This is a genomic window from Streptomyces sp. ME02-8801-2C (assembly GCF_033793965.1).
GTDB lineage: Bacteria > Actinomycetota > Actinomycetes > Streptomycetales > Streptomycetaceae > Streptomyces.
Window position 1 is genome coordinate 151,359 of sequence record NZ_JARAXP010000016.1, and the last position, 20,284, is coordinate 171,642.

Sequence of the window (20,284 nt, forward strand, 5' to 3'; positions counted from 1 at the left end):
CCTCATGTGCGTGGTCGGTTCATGTGCGTGGTCGGTGCATGTGCGTAATCGGTCAGGGCTTCGGGGTCAGGCGGCGATCAGCAGCGCCGTGTTCTGGCCGCCGAAGCCGAAGGAATTGCTCAGAGCGATGTCGACGGAGCCGGGGCGCGGCTCCTTGCGGACGAGGTCCACATCGATGCGGGAGTCCGGCTCCTCGAGATTCGCCGTCGGCGGGACGAGCCCGTGGTGCGCGGCGAGCGCGGCGAAGGCCGCCTCGATGGCGCCGGCCGCGCCGAGCGGGTGTCCGGTGACCCCTTTCGTGGAGCTCACCGCCGCGTCGGTGCCGATCACGCGGCGAATCACACTCGCCTCGACGACGTCGTTGAGCGGGGTGGAGGTGCCGTGCGCGTTGACGTACCGCACGTCGGATCCGCTCACCCCGGCGTCGGTGAGCGCCGCGCGTACCGCCAGTTCGGCGCCTCGTCCCTCAGGATGCGGGGACGTCACGTGGTGGGCGTCGGCCGAGGCGCCGTAGCCGATGACCTTCCCGTACGTGCGCGCACCGCGTGCCCTGGCGTGTTCCTCGGACTCCAGGACGACCACTCCGGCACCCTCGCCGAGGACGAAGCCGTCCCGTGTCGCGTCAAAGGGCCGTGACGCCGTCCCCGGTGTGTCCGTGCGCCGCGACAGCGCGCGCATCCGGGCGAACGTCGACGCGTACAGGGGCGTGACGGGGGCCTCCGCGCCGCCGGCGACGACGATGTCGGCGACACCGGTCCGCAGCATCTCGCGCCCGATCCCGATGGCGCTGGCCCCGGAGGCGCAGGCCGAACAGGGCGCCAGACAGGGGCCGTTGGCTCCGATGTCGATCGCCAGCTGACCGGCCGCCATGTTGAGCAGCCCCATGGGCAGGGTCATGGACGAGACTTCCGAAGGACCCTCCTCCAGGAGGACCCTGTGCTGGGCCTCGAGCGTCGCCGTACCGCCGGCACCCGAGCCGATCACCACGGCCACCCGGGCGCTGTCCGCCCAGGCCCCCGGCCTGAGGCCGGCATCGGCCAGGGCCTCGCGCGCGGCCACGATGGCGAACTGCGCGTACCGGTCGAACTGCCAGGCGTTGCGCAGTCCGCTGCGTGCCGGGGAGAAGTCCGGTACCCGGCACGCGATGTCCACGGGAAGATCCGTCAGTCCGGCATCATGGGCGGCCGTCTTCTTCGCCCCGAGGACGTTCCGCCAGTTCTCCTCGACCCCGATCCCGGCCGGCGTCACCAGCCCGATTCCGGTGATCGCCGCGCCGAAAGGAGTCATCGGACGTTCACCCACTTCTTCTCGACCAGGGAGACCAGGTCGGAAACCACGGATATCTCGGACAGCTCCTCGTCGGAGATATCCACTCCGAGCCGCTTCTTCACGGCAGTGGCGAGTTCGAGCTGGGAAAGGGAATCGAGACCCAGATCGTCGAAGGTCGCGTCCAGCGTGATCGACTCCTTGTCGATCTCGAACCTGGCGGAGAAGACCTCGATGACGGAATCCTGGACAGAGCTCATTCTTTTTTCCTTCCAAAATAATTGGCCTGACATTGACAGAACTCTTGGCGGGGACGGCTACCGCACAGCCTCGACCGGGATGTCCGGCCAGGTGAGCACGGTCGATCCCCAGGAAAGGCCCGCGCCGAACGCGGACAGCAGCACACGGTGACCGGGCCGGAGGGCACCGGTGTGCGCGATGTCGTTCAACAGCAGCGGGACCGAGGCGGCCAGCGTGTTCCCGACCCTGCCGATGTTGACCGCGACGCGATCCCTCGCCAGCTCCAGTTCGTCCGCCACGGCATTGACGATGCGGACGTTGGCCTGGTGGCCCACGAACCAGTCGACGTCCGCGACGGACCATCCGGTGCGGTCGAGCACACCGCGCGACGACTCGGCCATCCGCTCCACGGCCTGCTGGAAGAGCGGCCGGCCCTCCATCCGCAGATACCAGTCCTCGACCGGGACCGTGTCGTGGCCCAGTCCCGCCGAGGCCGAGCGCTGACGCGAACCGCCCGCGGGGATGGCAAGCAGATCGGCGCGCGCACCGTCGCTGCCGAGGTCGAACACCCCGAGCGCTCCTGGCTCGTCGGCGTCGCCCCGGCGCAGGACCACCGCGCCCGCGCCGTCTCCGAAGATCGGCGCCGTGCCGCGGTCCTCGGGGTTGACCAGAGTGGTGAAGGCTTCCGCCCCGATGAACAGCACGCGGTCGGCCACGCCCGATGCGATCAGTCCGCCACTGGTGGCGAGCCCGTAGAGGAAACCGCTGCACGCCGACGTCAGGTCGAAGGCGGGAACCGTGCCGAGCCCGAGCAGATGCGCGACCTCCGGCGCCACCGCGGGGCACAACCGGTCGAAGGACGTGGTCGCGAGCACGACGGCGTCGACCGTCGCGGCACCGGCCGACTTCAACGCCCTCACGCCTGCCTCGACGGCCAGATCACGGGTCGACATACCCTCCGACACCATGCGCCGCTCGGATATACCGGTCCGGGTCTCTATCCATTCGTGGGTCGAGTCGAGTGTCGTGCACAGATCGTCGTTCGTGACGATCCGAGGTGGCAGCCATGCCCCGATCCCCTCGATCACCGCCGCCATGAGAATCCCCCTTCGTCGATGATTCTTCGACGATTCTCCCCACCGGGCGCGGCCGGCTCAATTGACCTTTGGTGCATACGCCTTCGACCGTGAACCAAAGACCAATTGTGGGCCACGAAATCCGTGGATAACGTGCTCACGTGGATATAAAAGCCCTGGATAAAACGGTTCTGGAAATCGCGCAGGCCCTTCCGCCCGGGCGCGTCGTCACCGATCCCGCCCTCCTCGCTTCCTACGCGCGGGACCAGGCGGACACGGCCCCCTATGCGATACCCGCCGCCGTCGTACGACCGCACGAGACCGCCGAGGTCGCGACCGTGGTCGCCGGCTGCGCCGCGCGGGGTGTCCCCGTCGTGGCCCGGGGAGCGGGTACCGGCCTGTCGGGCGGAGCCAACGCGGTGCCCGGCTGCGTGGTGATCTCCTTCGAGGCGATGAACCGGATCCTGGCCATCGACCCGAACGAACGCGTCGCAGTCGTGCAACCCGGCGTCGTCAACGACGAGTTGAGGGAGGCCTGCGCACAGCGTGGACTGTGGTATCCACCGGATCCGGCCAGCTCCCCGTGGTCGACCATCGGCGGCAACGTCGCCACCAACGCGGGCGGCGTGTGCTGCGTGAAGTACGGGGTCACCCGTGACTACGTGCTGGGGCTGGAGGCCGTGGTGGGCCGTGGCGAGGTGGTCCGGCTCGGCCGCCGCACGGCCAAGAGCTCCGCCGGGTACGAACTCGCCGGCCTGATGGTCGGGTCCGAGGGAACCCTGGGTCTGGTCACCGAGGTCACCCTGCGGCTGCGCGGGGCCCGTTCCCCGGAACGCACCGTCCTCGGCTACTTCGACGACCTGGCCGCCGCGGGGCGCGCCGTCGCGGCCGTGACCGCTTCGGGTGTGGTTCCCAGCGCGCTGGAACTCGTCGACCGCTACTGCCTCCAGGCGGTGGACGACTGGAAGAACATGGGCCTGACCGACGGTGGGAGCGTGCTGCTGCTCGCCCGGACGGACGCCCCGGGAGCGGCCGGCGCCGAGGAGGCCGACACCGTCGTACGCGCCTTCCGTTCGGCGGGCGCGACGTCCACCGGGCAGTCGTCCGACGAGACCGAGGCGGAGGCTCTGTTCGCGGCGCGAAGGCTGGTCTACCCCGCGCTCGAACGGCTCGGTTCGGTGCTCACCGAAGACGTCTGCGTGCCGCGTATGCGCGTGCCCGAGATGCTCGAACGCATCGAGCGCGTCGCGGCCGGGCAAGGTGTGCGCATCGCGAGCCTCGCGCACGCGGGGGACGGCAACCTGCACCCCATGGTGGTGGTGGCGCACGGCGACGGGGAGGCCCGCCGACGCGGCCACGAGGCCCTGGAGCAGATCGTCGACGAGGCGCTCGGCCTGGGCGGCACCGTCACCGGCGAACACGGCGTCGGACTGCTGAAGATGCGCGGTCTGACCGCCGAGTTGAGCACGGTCGTACTTGACCTGCATCGGCGGGTCAAACACGCCCTGGATCCGGCGGGCATCTTCAATCCCGGCAAGGTTTTCTGACCGCCGCCCTCAGGATCTCGGGCCAGTCGTCCGGGTCGCCGCCGAGGTGGCCGTGTATCCACTCCGCCCAGCGGTCCAGGCCGAAACCCACACAGGCGGAGTGGGCGGGTGTGCCGTCGGGCAGGGTGATGCCGAACTCGAGCCCGAAATGCTGCCTGTGCAGATTGACGGAGGTGACGGCCACCGCCGGCGAACCGTCCGCCGACTGTCCGCGCAGTTCGTGCTTGAGGCTGAGCGCCGACTGGTAGCCCAGCAGGTCGGCACGCTCGGAGGTGAAGAAGGGATCGCTGGCCGTCGTGAGGGTACTCGGCAGCCCCACGTCGCGGGCGAGGTCGGTGACCGCGTCCAGCATGGCGTCGCGGAACGACCTGGCGCCGGCGGCGTTCCCGACGTACACCAGCTCCCGCATGTCGAACGACCACAGGCGGGTCGCGACGGCCCGCGCCCCGACCTCGTACCGACCGCACATGCCGCGCGCGGTGAGGACGGTGGGCGCGGGCAACGCGCCGTCCGCGAGTCCGGCGAACAGGTTCATGCACACCGCGGGCGCCAGGGCCACGGGGGCGGGGGTCAGCTCGGCCGCCGCGGCCACCGGGTCCGGCGCCCCGGCGAACCGGTCGAGTGCCCGCAGGTCCTCCCGTACCACCGCGCAGGTCGTCAGGTGCTGGGGGAAGTTGCGCGTGTATCCGGTGCGCCGGAGGGTCTCCCAGGACACCAGGTGCGGCACGAGCCGCTCCGCGGCACCCGCCTCGTCCGCCAGTCCGAGGAGGACGGTGTCCAACGCCCTTACCAGCCGGGCCAGTTCACTTCCCCCGACGCGCAGTCCCGTTCCCACCCAGGTGGCGTCCGACCCTGGCGCGCCGGAGCCGGCGGGGCCGTCGAACTCGTGCAGCACATGCGGCGGGCGCGCGGTCTCCAGCGCCGCCCTCGCGTGGGCCTCGTCGAGCAGCCCGGCGGTCACCTCGGTGCTGTGACCGGGCTTCGCGAGGTAGCGCACTGTCGCCCCGGGCTCCGTGTGCTCCAGCGAGAACCCGCCGTCGCCCGGCAGACAGTAGGGCAGCAGATCCTCGAACGTCCTGCGCTGGGACGGTGCCAGCGGAGCCGGCGCCCGCCAGGTCACCATGTCGCCGCTCATGTCGTCCTCACCGCGTCGCCCCCGGACCGGAGCCGGTAGACGCATTCGAAGTCACGGACCGTGCGGAAGGTGCGGCCCTGTGCCGGGGCCAACGGCCCACCGCGGAGCCCGAGTTCCTCGACCCGGTCCAGGACGCCGTGCAGCACGATCTCCAGCTCCTGCTGGGCCAGTCCCATGCCCAGACAGACGTGCCGTCCCATGCCGAAGGTGAACGGTGTCCGGACCGTCCGCTCCGGGTCCCACACGTGCGGGCTCGGGTACACGGCGGGGTCACGGTTCGCGCTGGCGAGCACCACCTGGAGCGGCGTGCCCACGGGGATGTCGACGCCTCCGAGCGTCACATCCCGGGCGGCGAAGCGCAGAGTGACGTGCAGGGGCGGTTCGTGACGCAGCGTCTCGGTCACGACCGCGCGGACCAGAGAGCGGTCCTCGCGCAGACGGTGGAAGACCTCCGGCTCGGCGGCCACCCGGCTGAGCACATTGGTGATGCCCGCCGCCGTCGTCTCCGTGCCCGCCGCGAGCAGCAGGACCGAGGTGTTGACGACGTCGGCCTCGTCGAGAGTCCCGTTCTCGGCCAGCGCGTTCAGCAGGCCGTCGGCCCCCGGGCGGGCCGACAGGGCCGCACGCAGGTAGCTCCGTAGCTCCCCGCGCGCGGCGACGACCTGCTCCAGACTCACGGTGCCGTGGTCCACGTACTCCACCAGGGGCCGCATCAGCTCTCGCAGCCGGCCGGCATCGCCGTCGGGGAGACCCATGACGTGGCAGACGACCGCCATGGGCAGCCGCTCGGCGAGCCTGGCGACGAAGTCGCCGTGCCCGCGCGTCAGGAGGTCGTCCAGCATGCGCCCGGCCAGCGGCGCGACCACGCGGCGGCCGAACTCCGTTGCGGCACGCGGCCGGAAGGGGTCGGCCGCCGCCGACCTGAGCCGCGTGTGATGCTCGCCGTCCTGGTCGAGCATGGTCGGCCCGAAGGCCCGGCGGCTGACCCGGAAGGGGTGGAAGGCGGTGAAGTCGGGCGAGGTCATCACCCGGCGTACATGTTCGTAGCCGAACACGAAGTGGGCGCCGTAACGCCGCGACAGAGACACGGGTTCGTTCTCCCGGTACCAGTCGTAGGTCGGCCAGGGGTCCCGCTGGAAGTCCGCCGCCGCGAAGTCGATGTCGTGAACGGGCCTGTTCTCCCGCAGGCTGTCCTTCGCCCTGGTGGGCACGTGCGGCCTCCTCGGCTAGGGGTTGAACTTGAGGGGGCCGGAGCCCGCGATGAACTCGTCGAGGCCCGTGAGATCGGCCAGGGTCCGCCCTTGCTCGCGCATCGTCCGGCGCAGCCGGTCCTCCCGCTCGCGCAGTACCGCGCCGGAGGCGAGCACAGCCGACACATGGCTCTCCGGCAACATCAGGAAGCCGTCCTCGTCACCGAAGATCCAGTCGCCGGGGGCCAGCCGGCAGCCCGCCACATCCACTGTGTCGGGCACGGCCTCGGCCAGTACGGAAGTGGTCCGCGCCGATACGAAGTTGACCTCGGTGGAGAAGACCGGCACCGGGATGTCCGCGATCGCCTCCAGGTCCCGTACCGCGCCGTTCACCACGATCCCGCCCAGTCGCTGTACCTCGGCGGAGGCGACGAAGATGTCACCCGCCAGTCCCTCGGACGGGCTGATCTCGTTGTGGATGAAGAGCACCCAGCCCGGAGGAGCCGCGGCCAGCCCCTGGAGGCAGGGCAGCATGTCGTCCGACGTGGTGACGGGGAAGACCGGTCCGCACACCCGGGGCAGGCCGTTGCGTGCCACCAGGGGAAGTGGGAGGGGGTTGGTGAACTCGGCGGCGCTGTCGGCGAGTTGTGCGCAGGCCACCTCGGCGAAGCGACGCCGGAAGGTGGCGATCTGTTCCTCGCTGTATTTCGAGGACACGGTTGTCATCGGGTGCCCGCCTCCTCTGTCCGGACGAGCTCCCACAGACCACGCATGGTGTAGAAGCTCTCGATGTCGTGCTCGGCCAGGTCGAGGGAGCAACCCGTCAGCGTCTCGATGAAGACGATCATGCGGATCACCGAGAAGGACGTGACCAGGCCGAGGTCGAAGAGGTTGTCGTCGTGCCCGAGACTTTCCAGTCCGGCCCGTCCGGCGTCGTCCGGCTGTATCGACAGCAGGAATCCCCGTAGCTCGTCGTAGAACTTGGCGCTTTCCATGAACTCTCCTCACGTGTCCGTGCGATGGGACGGGTCACGCCCGACTGCCGGCCAGCACTCCGCCCACCACGTCAAGGCCTTCGGTGATCTGTTCGAGGGGTGTGGTCAAGGGGGGAGCTATCCGGATCCGCTGACCTCGCACGCCCCCCTGCAGCATCAGCACTCCGTCGTCGAACGCCGAGCGCACCGCCTCGGGGCCGGCCACCGTCGTCGGCTCGAACGACAGGGCCGGGCCCGTGACATGCAGTTCGCGCACCAGACCATCGGCGGACCACTTCTCGGCACGGTCACGGAAGAGCTCCGCGACACGCTCGCCCATGTCGGCCACCGGGTTGCTGTCGAGGAAGCCGAAGACCCGAAGCCCGGCGCGGAATCCGAGAGTCGCCGTCTGGAAGGTGTGCGCGAGGTGCACTCGCCCCGCGACGGAGTTCTCCAGTTCGGACCGGTAGACGACGGCGGAGAGCGGATACGCCCCGTTGGTCAGGGACTTGCCGAACAGGACGATGTCAGGCGTGAGCCCCCACGCCCGTGACGGACTCAGCGAGCCGTGCCGGTGGAAACCGCACTGGATCTCGTCCGAGATGGTGAGCACCCCGTTCTTCCGCGCCGCTGCTTCCAGTTCCACGAGCCAGTCGGTGTCCAGGGGCACATAGCCGTTCGCGCCCTGGACGGGTTCGTAGACGACCGCCGAGACGTCCTGCCAGGTCTCCGGTAAGGAGCCGACGGGCAGGTGCTCGATCTGCGCGGACAGCAGCGCGGACAGTCCGGTGTCCTGAAGGGCGATGTCGCGCTGCACGGTCGTCGCGGCCAGCGCGTCCAGACCGAGTCCGTGGAAGGCCCCTTCGATGGCCAGGATGCGTCCCGGTCGGTGCCGGCGAGCCAGCGCGAAGGCGGTGGACACCGCGAAGCTGCCGCCCACCTGGTACAGAACCCTCCGCTCGCCACCGACCGCGGCGCACAGCCGCCGGGAGAGCGACTCGGCCTCTTCCGGATAGAACAGGGCCGAGATGTCCGAGCCCTGGGAGAGAACCTCTTCCACGTACGGGTTGCGGTGCCCGAAGTTGACAGAGGCGTAGGCCGACATGAAATCGGAGCACGTGCGCACCCGGCCGTCGGTGCCGCGGAGCACGAGGGTGGCGTTGTCGGCGTCGACCAGCACATACGGTTCTCCCAGCGCCCCGCTCTCGTCGAGGCCGCTGAGACGCCGGCTGCCTAGGGAATCGCGTTCGCCCATGCCGTTCCTTCCAGAAAGATTCGCATACGTCTCATCGCTTCGGTCAGCCGCTCGATCGATTGCGTACAGGCGATCCGGACGTGTCCGGCGCCCTGTCGGCCGTAGACGCTGCCCGGCACCACCGACACCCCTGTCCCGTCGAGCAGACGGCGGGCGAACTCCCGGTCCGACAGCCCTGTGCGCGTGATGTCGGGGAACAGGTAGAGCCCCTCACCCACCGCCGCCGACCGGATACCGGGCATGGTGACGAGTTCGCCGTGCACGAGGTGTCTGCGCCGGGCCGCTTCGGCCACTCGCCCGGCGAGCCACTCCCGGCTGTTCAGGGCTGCCGGGATGATCCGTTGGACCATGGACGGCATGCAGCAGGCGGTGTTCACCATCAGGTCCGCCAGATCCTTGGCCAACTCCGGCCGGGTGATGGCGATTCCGGCCCGCCACCCGCACATGGAGTGGCTCTTGGACAGGGACTCCATGAAGACCGTCCGCGGATGCTCCGCGAGCTCTCCGTACAGGGACGGCCGGCCTCCGCCCGGTTTGAACTCCCGGTAGGCCTCGTCGAAGACCACGTACAGTCCGTTCCTGTCGACGACCTCCATGATCTTCTCGGTCAGTTCGTCGGGGATGACCGAACCCGTCGGATTGTTCGGCGAGTTGACGATGATCAGTCGGGTGCGCCGGGTCATCAGGGAGCCGATCTCGTCGGCGTCGGGCAGGAAGCCCGTCTCGCCGCGCAGCGGATAGGGCACGGGAACCGCGCCCGCGAGCCGGACCAGCTCCGCGTACGGCGGAAATCCCGGATCCGGCAGCAGCACCTCGTCCCCCGGCCCCGCGACGGCCAGCAGCGTGAGGTAGAGGACCAGGTTGCTGCCCGGCACCAGCACGACCCGCTCCGGGTCGACCCGCGTCCCCATCAACTCCGTATAGCTGTCGGCGACTTGGATCCGTACATCGAGATCTCCGGCCGCCTCCGTGTACCGCCGGCCGCCGTCCACGCAAGCAGTCGGCAGCGCGTCGAGCACGGCGGGCGGTGGCCGCCAGTCCGGCTCGCCCAGCTCCAGATGCACCACGTCCCGGCCCGCCGCCTCGAGGCGCGCGGCTTCGGCCCGTACGGCGAACGCCGAACCGCGTTCGAGGCGACGGGCCGGCGCCGATCGCGACCGGGTGTCCTTGGTCGCGGGAGTGGTCCGGGGTGCGGTCGCGGCCGTCTCCGCGAAACCCACCGTCAAACCGCCTTCAGCAGCTTCAACGCGACGTCCACCACGTCCTGCTCCAGCGGCCAAGTGTGCTGTTCCAGAGCGGGGGTCGACGGCACCGGCACGTCGGGGCAGCACACGAACCCGACCCTGCCGCCCAGCCTCGCGGCCAGTCCCTCGACGTCGTGCAGCGCGGAGAGGATCTGAGCCGGTGCGCCCGAGCGGGGCCCGTCGTCGACGAACACCAGGCGACCGGTGCGACGCACGGACCGCGCGATCGTGTCGACATCCAGCGGAACGAGGGTCCTGGGGTCGATCAGATCGCAGGACACACCCTGTGAGGCGAGCAGCGCCGCCGCCTTCACTCCGACCTGCACGGCTCCGCCGATGGCCACCACCGTCACGTCGGAACCGGAACTCAGGGTGGCTGCCCGGCCGAAGGGGATCGGCTCGGCTGCCAGGGCGGCCGCCAGCCGCACACCGCGCGCCAGCTCCGGCGCGACGAAGAACAGGGTCGGGCCGTCCTCCCGGACGGCTGTGCGCAGCAGACCGCACGCGTCCTCCGCCGATCCCGGCACCACCACCCGGAACCCGGGAAGCTGCATGAACACCCCGTACGGACACTGCTCGTTCTGCGGACCGAGCTGCTGACGGCCGCGGGTGGCCGAGGTGACGACCATGGGCACCCGGTAGCCGCCGTCGGACATGTAGTGCAGCCTGGCCGCGTGGTTGGCCAGCTGATCCATGACGAGGAAGGTGAAGGACGCGCGGTTCAGATCGACGACGGGCCGCAGTCCGGTCATCGCGGCCCCGACGCCCATGCCGGTCATGGCCTGCTCGGATATGGGACACGTGCGGATGCGCTCGGGCCCGAACTCCCGCCGCCAAGGCTCCGGCGTGCTGGTGGCGAGGAGGACGATCCGCTCGTCCCGGCGCATTTCCTCTTCCAGTACGAGGTCGAGCACGGCCAACTCGTTCATGACGCCTCCGGCCAGATGTGGGTGAAGACCTGGCTCCGCTCGGGCCACGGCGCGTTCCGGGCTCGCTGCACAGCGTCCGTGACGACGGCCGACGACCGTTCCTGGGCACGGTCCAGCTCCTGTTGCGCGACTCCGTCGGCCAGCAGCCGCCGGGCCAGCAGGATCAGCGGGTCGCGCGCCCGCCAGTGACGCAGCTCGTCCTCCGGGCGCTTCTCCGTCGACGGTTTGTCGAACTGGAGGTGGAACTCCGTCAGGTACGTACGGGCCTCGATGAAGGTGGGTCCCGCTCCGGCGCGCGCCGCCGACACCGCGTCACCGGCCGCGCGGTGTACGGCCGTCACGTCGTTCCCGTCGACCGGGACGGCGCGCATCCGGTGCCCCTGAGCCACCCTGAGCAGCGAGGTCTCCGGGTACACCTCCTCGGTGCGGGTGCCGCCCTGGTAGCCGTTGTGCTCGCACACCATGACCAACGGGAGGCGCTGCGTCACGGCCATGTTGAGTGTCTCGTGGACCACTCCGCTGCCCAGCGCCCCGTCGCCGAAGAAGACCACGGCCACTCCGCCGGTGCCGCGGACCTGCTCCGTCATCGCCGCCCCGGCCGCGATCGGAATGCCCGCGCCCACCAGACCGCTGGAGACCAGGATGTTGTGGTCCGGGTCGGAGATGAGCGCCGCCGCCTTGCCGCCGCACAACCCCGTGCTCCTGCCGAACAGTTCGGCGGTCAGAGCGACCGGCGAGGTGCCCCTGGCCAGCGCGTGCCCGTGTCCGCGGTAGTGGCTCACCAAGTGGTCGCGCGGCTCCAGCGCGGCGCACACTCCGACGGCGACGGCCTCCTGACCGACATACGGATGGACGGGCCCGACCACCTCGCGCGCGGTCCGCAGTTCCATCATGCGGTGTTCGTACGCTCGAATGAGGCTCATCGTCTCGTAGAACGACAGCAGATCCTGGGAAGAGCTCATGTCCTTGCCCGGGGCATCCACCAGCCCGGTATCACTCATCAGTCGTCTCCTGGAGTGAGGGGAAATGAATCGCGTGCGGCAACACGAAAGACGCCGTGGAAATGAACGGGCCGCATTACCTCAGTCGCGACGCCTGGCGGCCACCATGATTCCGCTGCCCACAGGGAGATCCACTGCCACGAGACGCGGATCGGAGAGAATCGCGTCGCGTACACGGGTCACCGATGCACGATGCTCGGCGGATTGGTAGCGGGACAGGTCCATATCGTCGACGACCAGAATTCCAGAGGGCTGCAACGCCGATACGGTCAGGTCGAGTCCGGACCATTTTCCGCCTTCGGCGTCGGCGAAGACCAAGTCGAAACGCCCTAGTTGCGGAAGCTCCTTCTCCGCGTCGGCGACCCGCACCTCGAGCCAATCCGGCCACGCGAACTCCCGGGCCGCGACGGCAAGTTCCGGATCCCGCTCCAGCGTGAGCACCGTGACGTCGCTTCGCTGCCCGAGCCCCGAGACCAGCCAGGCCGCACCGACGCCGGCGCCGGTGCCCAGCTCCAGAACCCGCCCGCCGGGAGGAACGGCACTCGCGAGAGTGGCAAGGAGCCTGCCCACCATTTCCTCGCAGGAAAGCCCGAATCCCCGCGCCTCCGCGGACTTCAGAGCCTCAACAACAATGTCGGGAACGTCACTCATCGCAGTCCAATTCCTTGAATCCCGTACCTGCGGGCAGGCAGCAACTCGGCCGGATTGTCAGTGCGATGCGACGAACAAAGTGACGTACTGCGTCGGCGTCTCTTCACCCAACTCCCCGTAACCACCCGACCAATCATTCCGGTGGCCGACCCTCGGGTCAATCGACCTTTGGTACAGGGCGGATGCTGCGACTGCTCAGACGCCCCCGACCAAAACCTCGGCCAATGCCCGCAAATTCACCCGACCCCGCCCGAACGAACACAACGCACCGGCGGCGGCTCCCCCATGGCCACCGCCACCGGGCAACCCCGTCTCCACCACCACCGCATCCCCCCGCCCGGCCACCAACCGCTCCCGCAGCTCCCCCTGCCACGGATACAGCCCCGCATCCGCCGTAGCCACCACCAACGGCGCCCCCGCGGCCCGCCGCAGAATCCCCTCGACGAGAGCTCCCGGCTCCACCGGCGCCTCGTTCAACGCCACCCCCGCGGCCGTCGGATCCAGCGCCCGCACCGCACTCAGCAGATCCTCCCCACCCCAGTTCAACGCGGGATGCGGCGACGGAAACAGATCAACGACATACGCCCCCCGCACCCCGACCCCCGCGCCCGACCGGACCACCCCGGCCACCCCGGCCACCTCAGCAGACCCCGGGGACCCAGCCGACCCCACCGCCCCGCCCGACCAGGCCACCACAGCAGACCCCTGGGACCCACCCGACCCCACCACCCCGCCCGACCGGGCCACCACAGCAGACCCCTGGGACCCAGCCGACCCCACCACCCCGCCCGACCCTGGGGACCCACCCGACCCCGCCACCCCGCCCGACCGGGCCACCCCCGCGAAACCACCCCGAACAGCCCGGCGAGCCGCCTCAAGCCCGGCCTCCGCGTCCCATCCGCCGACCCCGACGGAGGCGCCCACTCCCCCTCCGCCCACCCCGCCGGAGGCGTACCGCTCAGCCAACCCCCGCACCCGCCCCGCCGCCTCCCGCACCCGCTCCTCCGCGAGAACCCCCTCCCGCAGCGCGTCGATCACCGCGTCCCGGCAGGCCAGTGTCGTCGACAGGTCCGGTACCGCCACGATCACCTGGTCCGCACCCGCCGCGAGGGCGAGCCGCGCGCCGGCCGCCTCGCCGTACCGGTCGGCGATCGCCTTCATCTCGAGCGCGTCGCTGACAAGCACCCCCTCGAACCCGAGCTCGTGGCGGAGCAGGTCGCCCAGGATGCGGCGACTGAGCGTCGCGGGCCGTTCCGGATCCAGCGCCGGGTACACCACATGCGCACTCATCAGCATCGGCACCCCCGCCGCCACCGCCGCCCGGAACGGCTCGACATCGGCGAGGATCTCGTCGTACGACCGCGGGTCGACCGCCATCTCGTGGTGGCTGTCGGTCACCGTGCCGCCGTGGCCGGGGAAGTGCTTGGCGCAGGACGCGACCCCGCGCGCCTCGGTGGCCGTGATCCAGGCCCGGAGGTGACGGGCGGCGAGTTCCGGGTCGGCGCCGAAGGAGCGGGTGCGGACGATCGGGTTGTCGGGGTGATGCTGGAGGTCGGCCACGGGAGCGTACGAGACGGTGATGCCGAGCGAGGCGAGGTGACCGGCGAGGGCGTCGGCGCAGCGGGCGGTGAGGTCCGGGTCGTCGACGACGCCGAGGGCGTACGAGCCGGGGACCTCGGGCGCGCCCGCGGCGACGAGGTGGCCGATGCCGCCGCCCTCGTTGTCGATGGCGACCAGGAGATCGGGACGCAGGGCGCGCAGCTCGTCGGTGAGACGGCGGACCTGGCCCGCGTCACGCACGTTACGGGTGAAGAGGATGACCCCGCCGAGACCCCGGTCGATGAGCCCCTTGAGGGTGTGCGGGACACCGGTGGTGCCGTCGAAACCGGCGACAAGGCACCGGTGCACGGCTTCGTCGAGGTCGGCGGGGAGGCCGCCGGCCAGGTGCTGCTCGGACTGCTGCGTCGACGTCATCGGGTGGCCTCTGGGGTCTCGCGAGTAAGATCTAGATGATAGAAGTCACCAAATCTCCCGCACAAGGTGAATCAAACAACCAGAACCCCACTCCGTATCGGCCATTCCACGGTCACCCCCGGGGCGACACCACTCTCGGCACCACTCTCGTACGGATGCTCTACAACGAGAAGGAGACCGCGTTCAAGGCGGGCTGCCGACCGGTGGACAAGGGCAGCAAGTTCTACGCCCTGGATGAGCTGGAACGCTGTTTCGCCCGTACTTCCTGACAAGATGCCCCACATGACAGCCCGCGCACAGCGACAGCAGCGCACCCACCGCCGGTTCTGGTGGGTGCGGGCGTTCGTCGTGCTCGGGCTGCTGGCCGGTGTCCTCGCGATGCACGGCCTCGGGCCGGGCGGTATGCCGGCCGGGACGACGGACGCCTCCCACCACGGCGTCCAGGCCCAGCAGATGAGCATGAGCATGCGGGCCGGGCCGGCCGACGAATCCGTCTGCCACGGCATGGGCTCGCACGGCGGCCACACCCAGCACGCCGACGCGACCTGCGCGTCCGGCGCCGTCCCGGCGGGCCACACGCTCCCCGCCCTCGTGCCCGACCCGGCCGGCGCCTCGGCCCCGGCCGCCCGCGGCGGCCACTCGCTGCCCCGGTCCCCCGAGGGCGCGAGAGCGCCACCCTCCCTCGCCGAACTCCAACTGCTGCGGATCTAGAGGCGACCCCCACCTCGCCTCGATTCCCTTCCCCACAGCAGGAGTTCCAGCATGCGCAAAACCCGTAGGACTCTCGTCGTCATGGCCGCCACAGCCGCACTCGCCGTCACGCTCACCGCCTGCGGCAGCGACGACGGCAACAGCGACACCAGCGCCAGCGCCAGCGCCAGCGGTGGCACCAGGACCGAGGACCACAATGCCCAGGACGTCACCTTCGCGCAGGGCATGATCCCCCACCACAAGGGCGCCCTGGAGATGGCGGAGGAGGCGGCGGACAAGGCCTCGTCGCCCGAGGTCAAGGACCTCGCCGCCCGCATCGAGAAGGCCCAGGCACCGGAGATCGAGACCATGTCCGGGTGGCTGAAGACCTGGGGCAAGGACGTCCCGACGTCGACGGAGTCGATGCCCGGCATGGAGTCCATGGAAGGGATGGAATCGATGCCCGGCATGGACCACTCCGCCACCGGCAAGGAGTTCGACAAGAACTTTCTGACCATGATGATCGAGCACCACAAGGGCGCCGTGACGATGGCCACCACCGAGAAGGCCAAGGGCAAGTACGGCCCCGCCACCTCCATGGCCGACGACGTCATCCGCACCCAGAACGCCGAGATCACCGAGATGAACAAGCTCCTCGGCAAGACCGACAAGAGCTGACACCGCCGGTGAGCCGCCCGGCCGGTCACGGACAGGCCGGGCGGCTCACCGCCCCAGCCCTCTCCCCAGCCCCTCCCCCCAGCCTCTCCTCAGCCCTCTCCCCCGACCGTGAACCCGATGACCGCCCCGCCCCCGTCCCGCTGGTTGGCGAACGGCGCCCCGCCGTGCGCGATCGCCACCTCACGGACGATCGACAGGCCGAGCCCCGAGCCGGGCAGGCTACGGGCGTCGGCGGCACGATAGAAACGGTCGAACAGGCGCACGAGATCGCCCTCGGCGATACCGGGCCCCCGGTCGAGCACCTCCACCCGGATCGCACCGTGCCGTATGCCCTGGCGTCCCCGCTCCGGTCCGGTGACCGCGATCTCGATCGGCGCCCTGCCGCCCCGGTCGAACTTGGCCGCGTTCTCGACGAGGTTGGTCATCGCGCGCTGGAGCGCGGCGGGACGCGCGTCGACGGCCGTGTCCCCGCTCGCCCGGACGACGACCTCCCGCCCGGTGCGCCGCCGGGCCACCACCGCGACCTCGTCCGCAATGTCGGCGATGTCGATGCGCTGCTTGGGCTCGGTGTCCGACTGCCCGGCCGCCAGATCCACCAACTCGTTGACCAGGTCGGTGAGTTCGCGTGCCTCGAGGGCGAGGTCGTCGACCAGGTCCTCCCGGGTCGCGGGCGGCAGTTCGTCGATCCGGCGGAGCAACGAGATGTTCGTACGCAGGGAGGTGAGCGGGGTGCGCAGCTCGTGTCCCGCGTCCTGGACCAGTCGGCGCTGGTCCTCCTCCGACTGGGCGAGCCGGCCGAGCATCCGGTCGAAGGAGCGCCCGAGGCGTCCCACCTCGTCGGACCCGGTCACCGGCACCTGGATGCCGAGCCGGCGGGTGCGGGCGACGTCCTCGGCGGCGGAGGCGAGGATGCGCAGCCGGTAGGTGATCCGCCGGGCCAGCCACCAGCCGAACAGCCCGGCCGCGACGACGACCGCCGCCACCATCAGGATCGTCCGCTGCTGAAGCTCCCGCAGCAGGTCCTCCGTGTCGCTGAACTCCTGCGCGACCTGCACCGCGCCCCGCCCCACACCCTCCTGGCCGTCCCGCCCGGCGCCGCCCAGCGAGACGGTCGCGATGCGGTAGACGTCCTGGCCGACGTCGGCGTCCTTGTGCAGCACGGCGAGCCCGGCGACCGGGGAGGCGGCGATCCGGCGGTCGTCGGCGGTGACGGGCAGCCCCGGACTGCCGCCGTCGATGATCTCCCCGGCCGCCCCGAGCACCTGTACGTCGGTACGGCTGGGCCGCACGATGTCGTGCCCCGGCTCGGACGACGAGAAGTCCTGCGGGGTCATCGTGTTGTGCCGCACCTCGTCCTGGAGGTCCTCCACGACCTCGGCGAAGGCGGACTGCTGGTCCACCCGGACCAGCCGCGCGGCGGCGTCGTACGACAGGAACCCGACCAGCACCGTCACCCCGGCCGCCACGGCGGCGAACGACACGGCGAAGGTGGTCCGCAACGAGGCCAGCCCCTCCCTCCGCAGGGCCACTCAGTCCTCCCGGAGGACGTAACCCACGCCTCGCACCGTGTGGATCAGCTGCGAGGCGCCCGGCTCGTCGAGCTTGCGACGCAGATAACCGACGTACACGGCGAGGTTCTTCGAGCCGGGACCGAAGTCGTAGCCCCAGATACGGTCGTAGATCGTGGAGTGGTCGAGCACGATCCCGGCGTTGCGCACGAGCAGTTCCAGCAGCTCGAACTCGGTGCGGGTCAGCTCCAGCTCCCGCGTCCCGCGCCACACCCGCCGCGCCTGGAGATCCATCCGCAGCCCGGCCGCGGTGAGCTGCCGCTCGGGGACGGCGGGTTCCTTCGCCAGGTGGGAGGCGGGTACACCGGTGGGGGCGGCGACGCTCCTGAGCGGGCGCTGCTCGTCGGGGGCGGTGCGGCGCAGCAGCGCCCGGAGGCGGGCGAAGACCTCCTCCACGTCGAACGGCTTCACGACGTAGTCATCGGCGCCCGCGTCGAGCCCGGCGATCCGGTCGGCGGTCTCGACGAGCGCGGTGAGCATCAGGATCGGCGTCCGGTTCCCCTCGGCACGCAGCACCCGGCACACCTGCAGCCCGTCGATGCCGGGCATCATCACATCGAGGACGAGCACGTCCGGCGGGGTGCGATGCGCCTGGGCAAGCGCCTCGACCCCGTCGGCGACCGCGGTGACCCGGTACCCCTCCAGAGTCAGGGCCCGCTCCAGGGCGTGACGGATGGCGCGATCGTCCTCGGCGAGCAACACGGTTTGCGACACCCACCAAGTGTGCCAAGCCCCCCTCTTACTCGCCTCTCACTCTCCCCCGCGCACTCCCCCTCTCGCCCTCCCCTGGAAACCCGCCGAGGGGGCAACCCCCCAGGGGCGCGGGGAACTGCGCGACAAGCCACAACGAGCCGGCACCCGACATCAAACCGCACCCGTCACAGCGCTCACCGCGCCGCGTCCAGCAGAGACGCGTGCGTAGGCGCATCCGGCACATCAGCGGAACGCCCCTTGGCGAACTCGGCCCGCAACACCGGCACGACCTCCTCGCCGAGCATGTCGAGCTGCTCAAGCACCGTCTTCAACGGCAACCCCGCATGGTCGATCAGAAACAGCTGGCGCTGATAGTCCCCGGCGTACTCCCGAAAGGCCAGCGTCTTCTCGATCACCTGCTGCGGCGACCCGACGGTCAGCGGCGTCTGCTCGGCGAAGTCCTCCAGGGACGGGCCGTGCCCGTACACCGGCGCCTTGTCGAAGTACGGCCGGAACTCGCGTACCGCGTCCTGCGAGCTCTTCCGCATGAACACATGGCCGCCCAGCCCCACGATGGCCTGCTCGGGCGTGCCGTGCCCGTAGTGCCCGTACCGGGAGCGGTACAGCTCGACCATCCGCCTGGTGTGGTCGGCCGGCCAGAAGATGTTGTTGTGGAAGAAGCCGTCGCCGTAGTAGGCCGCCTGCTCGGCGATCTCGGGCGAGCGGATCGACCCGTGCCAGACAAATGGCGGTACGTCGTCCAGGGGCCGGGGTGTCGAGGTGAACCCCTGCAACGGCGTCCGGAACTTCCCCTCCCAGTTGACGACGTCCTCGCGCCACAGCCGGCGCAACAGGGCGTAGTTCTCGACGGCGAGGTTGATGCCCTCGCGGATGTCCTGCCCGAACCAGGGGTACACCGGTCCGGTGTTGCCGCGCCCCATCATGAGGTCCACGCGCCCGTCGGCCAGGTGCTGGAGCATCGCGAAGTCCTCCGCGATCTTCACCGGGTCGTTGGTGGTGATGAGGGTGGTGGCGGTGGAGAGGACCAGCTTCTCCGTCCGCGCGGCTATGTAGCCGAGCATCGTGGTCGGGGACGAGGGCACGAACGGCGGGTTGTGGTGCTCGCCGGTCGCGAAGACGTCGAGGCCGACCTCCTCCGCCTTGAGCGCGATCGCGACCATGGCCTTGATCCGCTCACGCTCGGTCGGCGTACGGCCCGTGGTGGGGTCCGGCGTGACATCGCCGACGCTGAAGATCCCGAACTGCATGGTCGCTCACCCTCCAGGTTGTTTACCGTTCAACTATAGCGTCCTGGGTCGACAACCGCGCCCCCTCCGGAGCTATTCCGGAGGTATTCCGCAGGCCTTCCCGCACACGCCTGCGCGCGGCTCACCGTCCCGGAGGTGATGGTGAGCCGCGCGCGGGGCCGCAGACAGAGGCCGTCAGAAGTAGTACGCGTCCCCCGTGTCGAGGACGAGCACGCGCTGCCGGTCGTTGCCCCGGTTACGGTCCACGAGCCCGCCGTTCCAGACCGTACCGAGGTCCAGCGTCACCTCGGAGGGCGCGCCCCGAAGCCGGAGCCTCAGCCCGATCTGCTCACCCACACCGTCGGCGGCCAGCGCCCCAGTACGGCACACCACCACCCGCGCCCCGACCCGCGCACACCCCTCGGGCAACTGCTGGCGGGCTGCCAGCGGCGCCGACCAGGTCAGCCGCACGGTCGCGTCGGCGACGGCGGACGGCCCGTGGTTACGCGGGGTCACCCGCAGATCGATCCGACCCCGGTCCAGCGAGACGGCCCCGTGATAGGCCAGATCGGCCTCCGGCCCACCACTGTCGGCCCCCGCGAACCCCCCGCTCCCGACCACCCCGGCCACCCCGAGCACCACCGCCACCGCACCCGCCACCAGCCCACGCACCCGAACCCGCACGCCACCCACTCCTCACCGCAGAGAGAACAACCACCGAGGACCGACGAAGACCGACGGGCCGAAGACCGTCGAACCGATGTATCCCACCTGGCGCCCGGCACAGGCGCCCTCCAACAGGTGACGGCGAGCGTCCGACGACCGACGGGCGGCGACCGACGACCAAAGACCGACGGGCGGCGGCGACCGGCGACAGGCAGCGGGCGGCGGCGGGCGGCGGGCGGCGGCGGGCGGCGGGCGGCGGC

Annotated in this window: 20 protein-coding genes; 3 read left to right on the forward strand and 17 right to left on the reverse strand. The window is 70.5% G+C overall.

The genetic code is table 11. The features are described from left to right. Positions 1-66: 66 nt before the first annotated feature. The 3 genes from PV396_RS36695 to PV396_RS36705 are packed head-to-tail and all read right to left on the reverse strand — an operon-like array spanning position 67 to position 2,603. Entirely contained in the window at positions 67-1,287 is a 1,221-nt protein-coding gene (locus PV396_RS36695; RefSeq protein ID WP_319212195.1) for a beta-ketoacyl-ACP synthase II, read from the reverse strand. Further along, positions 1,284-1,526, reverse strand: coding sequence for an acyl carrier protein (locus PV396_RS36700; protein WP_319212197.1), 243 nt, complete (start codon positions 1,524-1,526; stop codon positions 1,284-1,286). The genes PV396_RS36695 and PV396_RS36700 overlap by 4 nt, the downstream gene beginning before the upstream one ends. Before the next feature lie 57 nt (positions 1,527-1,583). After that, positions 1,584-2,603 (reverse strand): beta-ketoacyl-ACP synthase III, encoded by a 1,020-nt coding sequence (locus PV396_RS36705; RefSeq protein ID WP_319212198.1) that lies wholly within the window; start codon positions 2,601-2,603, stop codon positions 1,584-1,586. 140 nt (positions 2,604-2,743) lie between these two features. Here PV396_RS36705 and PV396_RS36710 point away from each other — a divergent pair, with 140 nt between their 5' ends. Beyond that, the gene (locus PV396_RS36710) at positions 2,744-4,129 is read left to right on the forward strand and encodes an FAD-binding oxidoreductase (protein ID WP_319212201.1); all 1,386 of its coding nucleotides are present in this window, start codon (positions 2,744-2,746) and stop codon (positions 4,127-4,129) included. Here the strand turns inward: PV396_RS36710 and PV396_RS36715 are convergent. The 10 genes from PV396_RS36715 to PV396_RS36760 form a co-directional block, all read right to left on the reverse strand. Beyond that, positions 4,107-5,264, reverse strand: coding sequence for a hypothetical protein (locus PV396_RS36715; protein ID WP_319212203.1), 1,158 nt, complete (start codon positions 5,262-5,264; stop codon positions 4,107-4,109). The genes PV396_RS36710 and PV396_RS36715 overlap by 23 nt on opposite strands. Then, positions 5,261-6,475 carry a cytochrome P450 gene (locus PV396_RS36720; protein ID WP_319212204.1) on the reverse strand — a complete coding sequence of 405 codons (1,215 nt, stop codon included), beginning with the start codon at positions 6,473-6,475 and terminating at the stop codon, positions 5,261-5,263. Before PV396_RS36720 ends, PV396_RS36715 begins: the two co-directional genes overlap by 4 nt. 15 nt (positions 6,476-6,490) lie before the next feature. Further along, positions 6,491-7,180, reverse strand: a complete 690-nt coding sequence (locus tag PV396_RS36725; RefSeq protein WP_319212206.1) for an RraA family protein — start codon at positions 7,178-7,180, stop codon at positions 6,491-6,493. Beyond that, positions 7,177-7,449 carry a hypothetical protein gene (locus PV396_RS36730; RefSeq protein ID WP_319212207.1) on the reverse strand — a complete coding sequence of 91 codons (273 nt, stop codon included), beginning with the start codon at positions 7,447-7,449 and terminating at the stop codon, positions 7,177-7,179. Before PV396_RS36730 ends, PV396_RS36725 begins: the two co-directional genes overlap by 4 nt. Before the next feature lie 34 nt (positions 7,450-7,483). Further along, entirely contained in the window at positions 7,484-8,683 is a 1,200-nt protein-coding gene (locus PV396_RS36735) for an aminotransferase class III-fold pyridoxal phosphate-dependent enzyme (protein WP_319212209.1), read from the reverse strand. Further along, positions 8,662-9,903: a pyridoxal phosphate-dependent aminotransferase gene (locus PV396_RS36740; RefSeq protein ID WP_319212210.1), complete on the reverse strand. Its 1,242-nt coding sequence runs from the start codon at positions 9,901-9,903 to the stop codon at positions 8,662-8,664. Before PV396_RS36740 ends, PV396_RS36735 begins: the two co-directional genes overlap by 22 nt. A 2-nt stretch (positions 9,904-9,905) precedes the next feature. Beyond that, positions 9,906-10,856, reverse strand: coding sequence for an alpha-ketoacid dehydrogenase subunit beta (locus PV396_RS36745; RefSeq protein ID WP_319212212.1), 951 nt, complete (start codon positions 10,854-10,856; stop codon positions 9,906-9,908). Continuing rightward, positions 10,853-11,857, reverse strand: coding sequence for a thiamine pyrophosphate-dependent dehydrogenase E1 component subunit alpha (locus PV396_RS36750; protein WP_319212214.1), 1,005 nt, complete (start codon positions 11,855-11,857; stop codon positions 10,853-10,855). The genes PV396_RS36745 and PV396_RS36750 overlap by 4 nt, the downstream gene beginning before the upstream one ends. 81 nt (positions 11,858-11,938) lie before the next feature. Further along, positions 11,939-12,508, reverse strand: coding sequence for an O-methyltransferase (locus PV396_RS36755; protein ID WP_319212215.1), 570 nt, complete (start codon positions 12,506-12,508; stop codon positions 11,939-11,941). A gap of 195 nt (positions 12,509-12,703) precedes the next feature. Continuing rightward, positions 12,704-14,482 (reverse strand): glycoside hydrolase family 3 N-terminal domain-containing protein, encoded by a 1,779-nt coding sequence (locus PV396_RS36760; RefSeq protein ID WP_319212217.1) that lies wholly within the window; start codon positions 14,480-14,482, stop codon positions 12,704-12,706. Between the two features lie 282 nt (positions 14,483-14,764). Here PV396_RS36760 and PV396_RS36765 point away from each other — a divergent pair, with 282 nt between their 5' ends. Next, complete coding sequence (locus tag PV396_RS36765) at positions 14,765-15,193, forward strand: DUF6153 family protein (protein ID WP_319212219.1); 429 nt, start codon at positions 14,765-14,767, stop codon at positions 15,191-15,193. A gap of 51 nt (positions 15,194-15,244) precedes the next feature. Further along, positions 15,245-15,850, forward strand: a complete 606-nt coding sequence (locus PV396_RS36770) for a DUF305 domain-containing protein (protein WP_319212221.1) — start codon at positions 15,245-15,247, stop codon at positions 15,848-15,850. Between the two features lie 89 nt (positions 15,851-15,939). On the opposite strand, the gene PV396_RS36775 is transcribed toward PV396_RS36770, so the two are convergent. The 4 genes from PV396_RS36775 to PV396_RS36790 all read right to left on the reverse strand — a co-directional run bounded on the left by PV396_RS36775 (position 15,940) and on the right by PV396_RS36790 (position 20,042). Further along, positions 15,940-17,379, reverse strand: a complete 1,440-nt coding sequence (locus PV396_RS36775) for a HAMP domain-containing sensor histidine kinase (protein ID WP_319212223.1) — start codon at positions 17,377-17,379, stop codon at positions 15,940-15,942. Further along, on the reverse strand, positions 17,380-18,120 hold the full coding sequence (locus PV396_RS36780; RefSeq protein ID WP_319212244.1) for a response regulator transcription factor: 741 nt from the start codon (positions 18,118-18,120) through the stop codon (positions 17,380-17,382). It lies immediately after the preceding gene. A 185-nt stretch (positions 18,121-18,305) separates the two neighbouring features. After that, complete coding sequence (locus tag PV396_RS36785; RefSeq protein WP_319212225.1) at positions 18,306-19,379, reverse strand: LLM class flavin-dependent oxidoreductase; 1,074 nt, start codon at positions 19,377-19,379, stop codon at positions 18,306-18,308. A gap of 174 nt (positions 19,380-19,553) precedes the next feature. Then, a complete protein-coding gene (locus tag PV396_RS36790) occupies positions 19,554-20,042 on the reverse strand; it encodes a hypothetical protein (protein WP_319212227.1) in 489 nt (162 codons plus the stop codon). Positions 20,043-20,284 lie beyond the last annotated feature (242 nt).

Coding starts and splice junctions, on each gene's coding strand:
- PV396_RS36730 (WP_319212207.1), bottom strand. CDS start 7,449: ATGGAAAGCGCCAAGTTCTACGACGAGCTACGGGGATTCCTGCTGTCG.
- PV396_RS36735 (WP_319212209.1), bottom strand. CDS start 8,683: ATGGGCGAACGCGATTCCCTAGGCAGCCGGCGTCTCAGCGGCCTCGAC.
- PV396_RS36700 (WP_319212197.1), bottom strand. CDS start 1,526: ATGAGCTCTGTCCAGGATTCCGTCATCGAGGTCTTCTCCGCCAGGTTC.
- PV396_RS36705 (WP_319212198.1), bottom strand. CDS start 2,603: ATGGCGGCGGTGATCGAGGGGATCGGGGCATGGCTGCCACCTCGGATC.
- PV396_RS36715 (WP_319212203.1), bottom strand. CDS start 5,264: ATGAGCGGCGACATGGTGACCTGGCGGGCGCCGGCTCCGCTGGCACCG.
- PV396_RS36750 (WP_319212214.1), bottom strand. CDS start 11,857: ATGAGTGATACCGGGCTGGTGGATGCCCCGGGCAAGGACATGAGCTCT.
- PV396_RS36745 (WP_319212212.1), bottom strand. CDS start 10,856: ATGAACGAGTTGGCCGTGCTCGACCTCGTACTGGAAGAGGAAATGCGC.
- PV396_RS36760 (WP_319212217.1), bottom strand. CDS start 14,482: ATGACGTCGACGCAGCAGTCCGAGCAGCACCTGGCCGGCGGCCTCCCC.
- PV396_RS36725 (WP_319212206.1), bottom strand. CDS start 7,180: ATGACAACCGTGTCCTCGAAATACAGCGAGGAACAGATCGCCACCTTC.
- PV396_RS36695 (WP_319212195.1), bottom strand. CDS start 1,287: ATGACTCCTTTCGGCGCGGCGATCACCGGAATCGGGCTGGTGACGCCG.
- PV396_RS36765 (WP_319212219.1), top strand. CDS start 14,765: ATGACAGCCCGCGCACAGCGACAGCAGCGCACCCACCGCCGGTTCTGG.
- PV396_RS36755 (WP_319212215.1), bottom strand. CDS start 12,508: ATGAGTGACGTTCCCGACATTGTTGTTGAGGCTCTGAAGTCCGCGGAG.
- PV396_RS36785 (WP_319212225.1), bottom strand. CDS start 19,379: ATGCAGTTCGGGATCTTCAGCGTCGGCGATGTCACGCCGGACCCCACC.
- PV396_RS36770 (WP_319212221.1), top strand. CDS start 15,245: ATGCGCAAAACCCGTAGGACTCTCGTCGTCATGGCCGCCACAGCCGCA.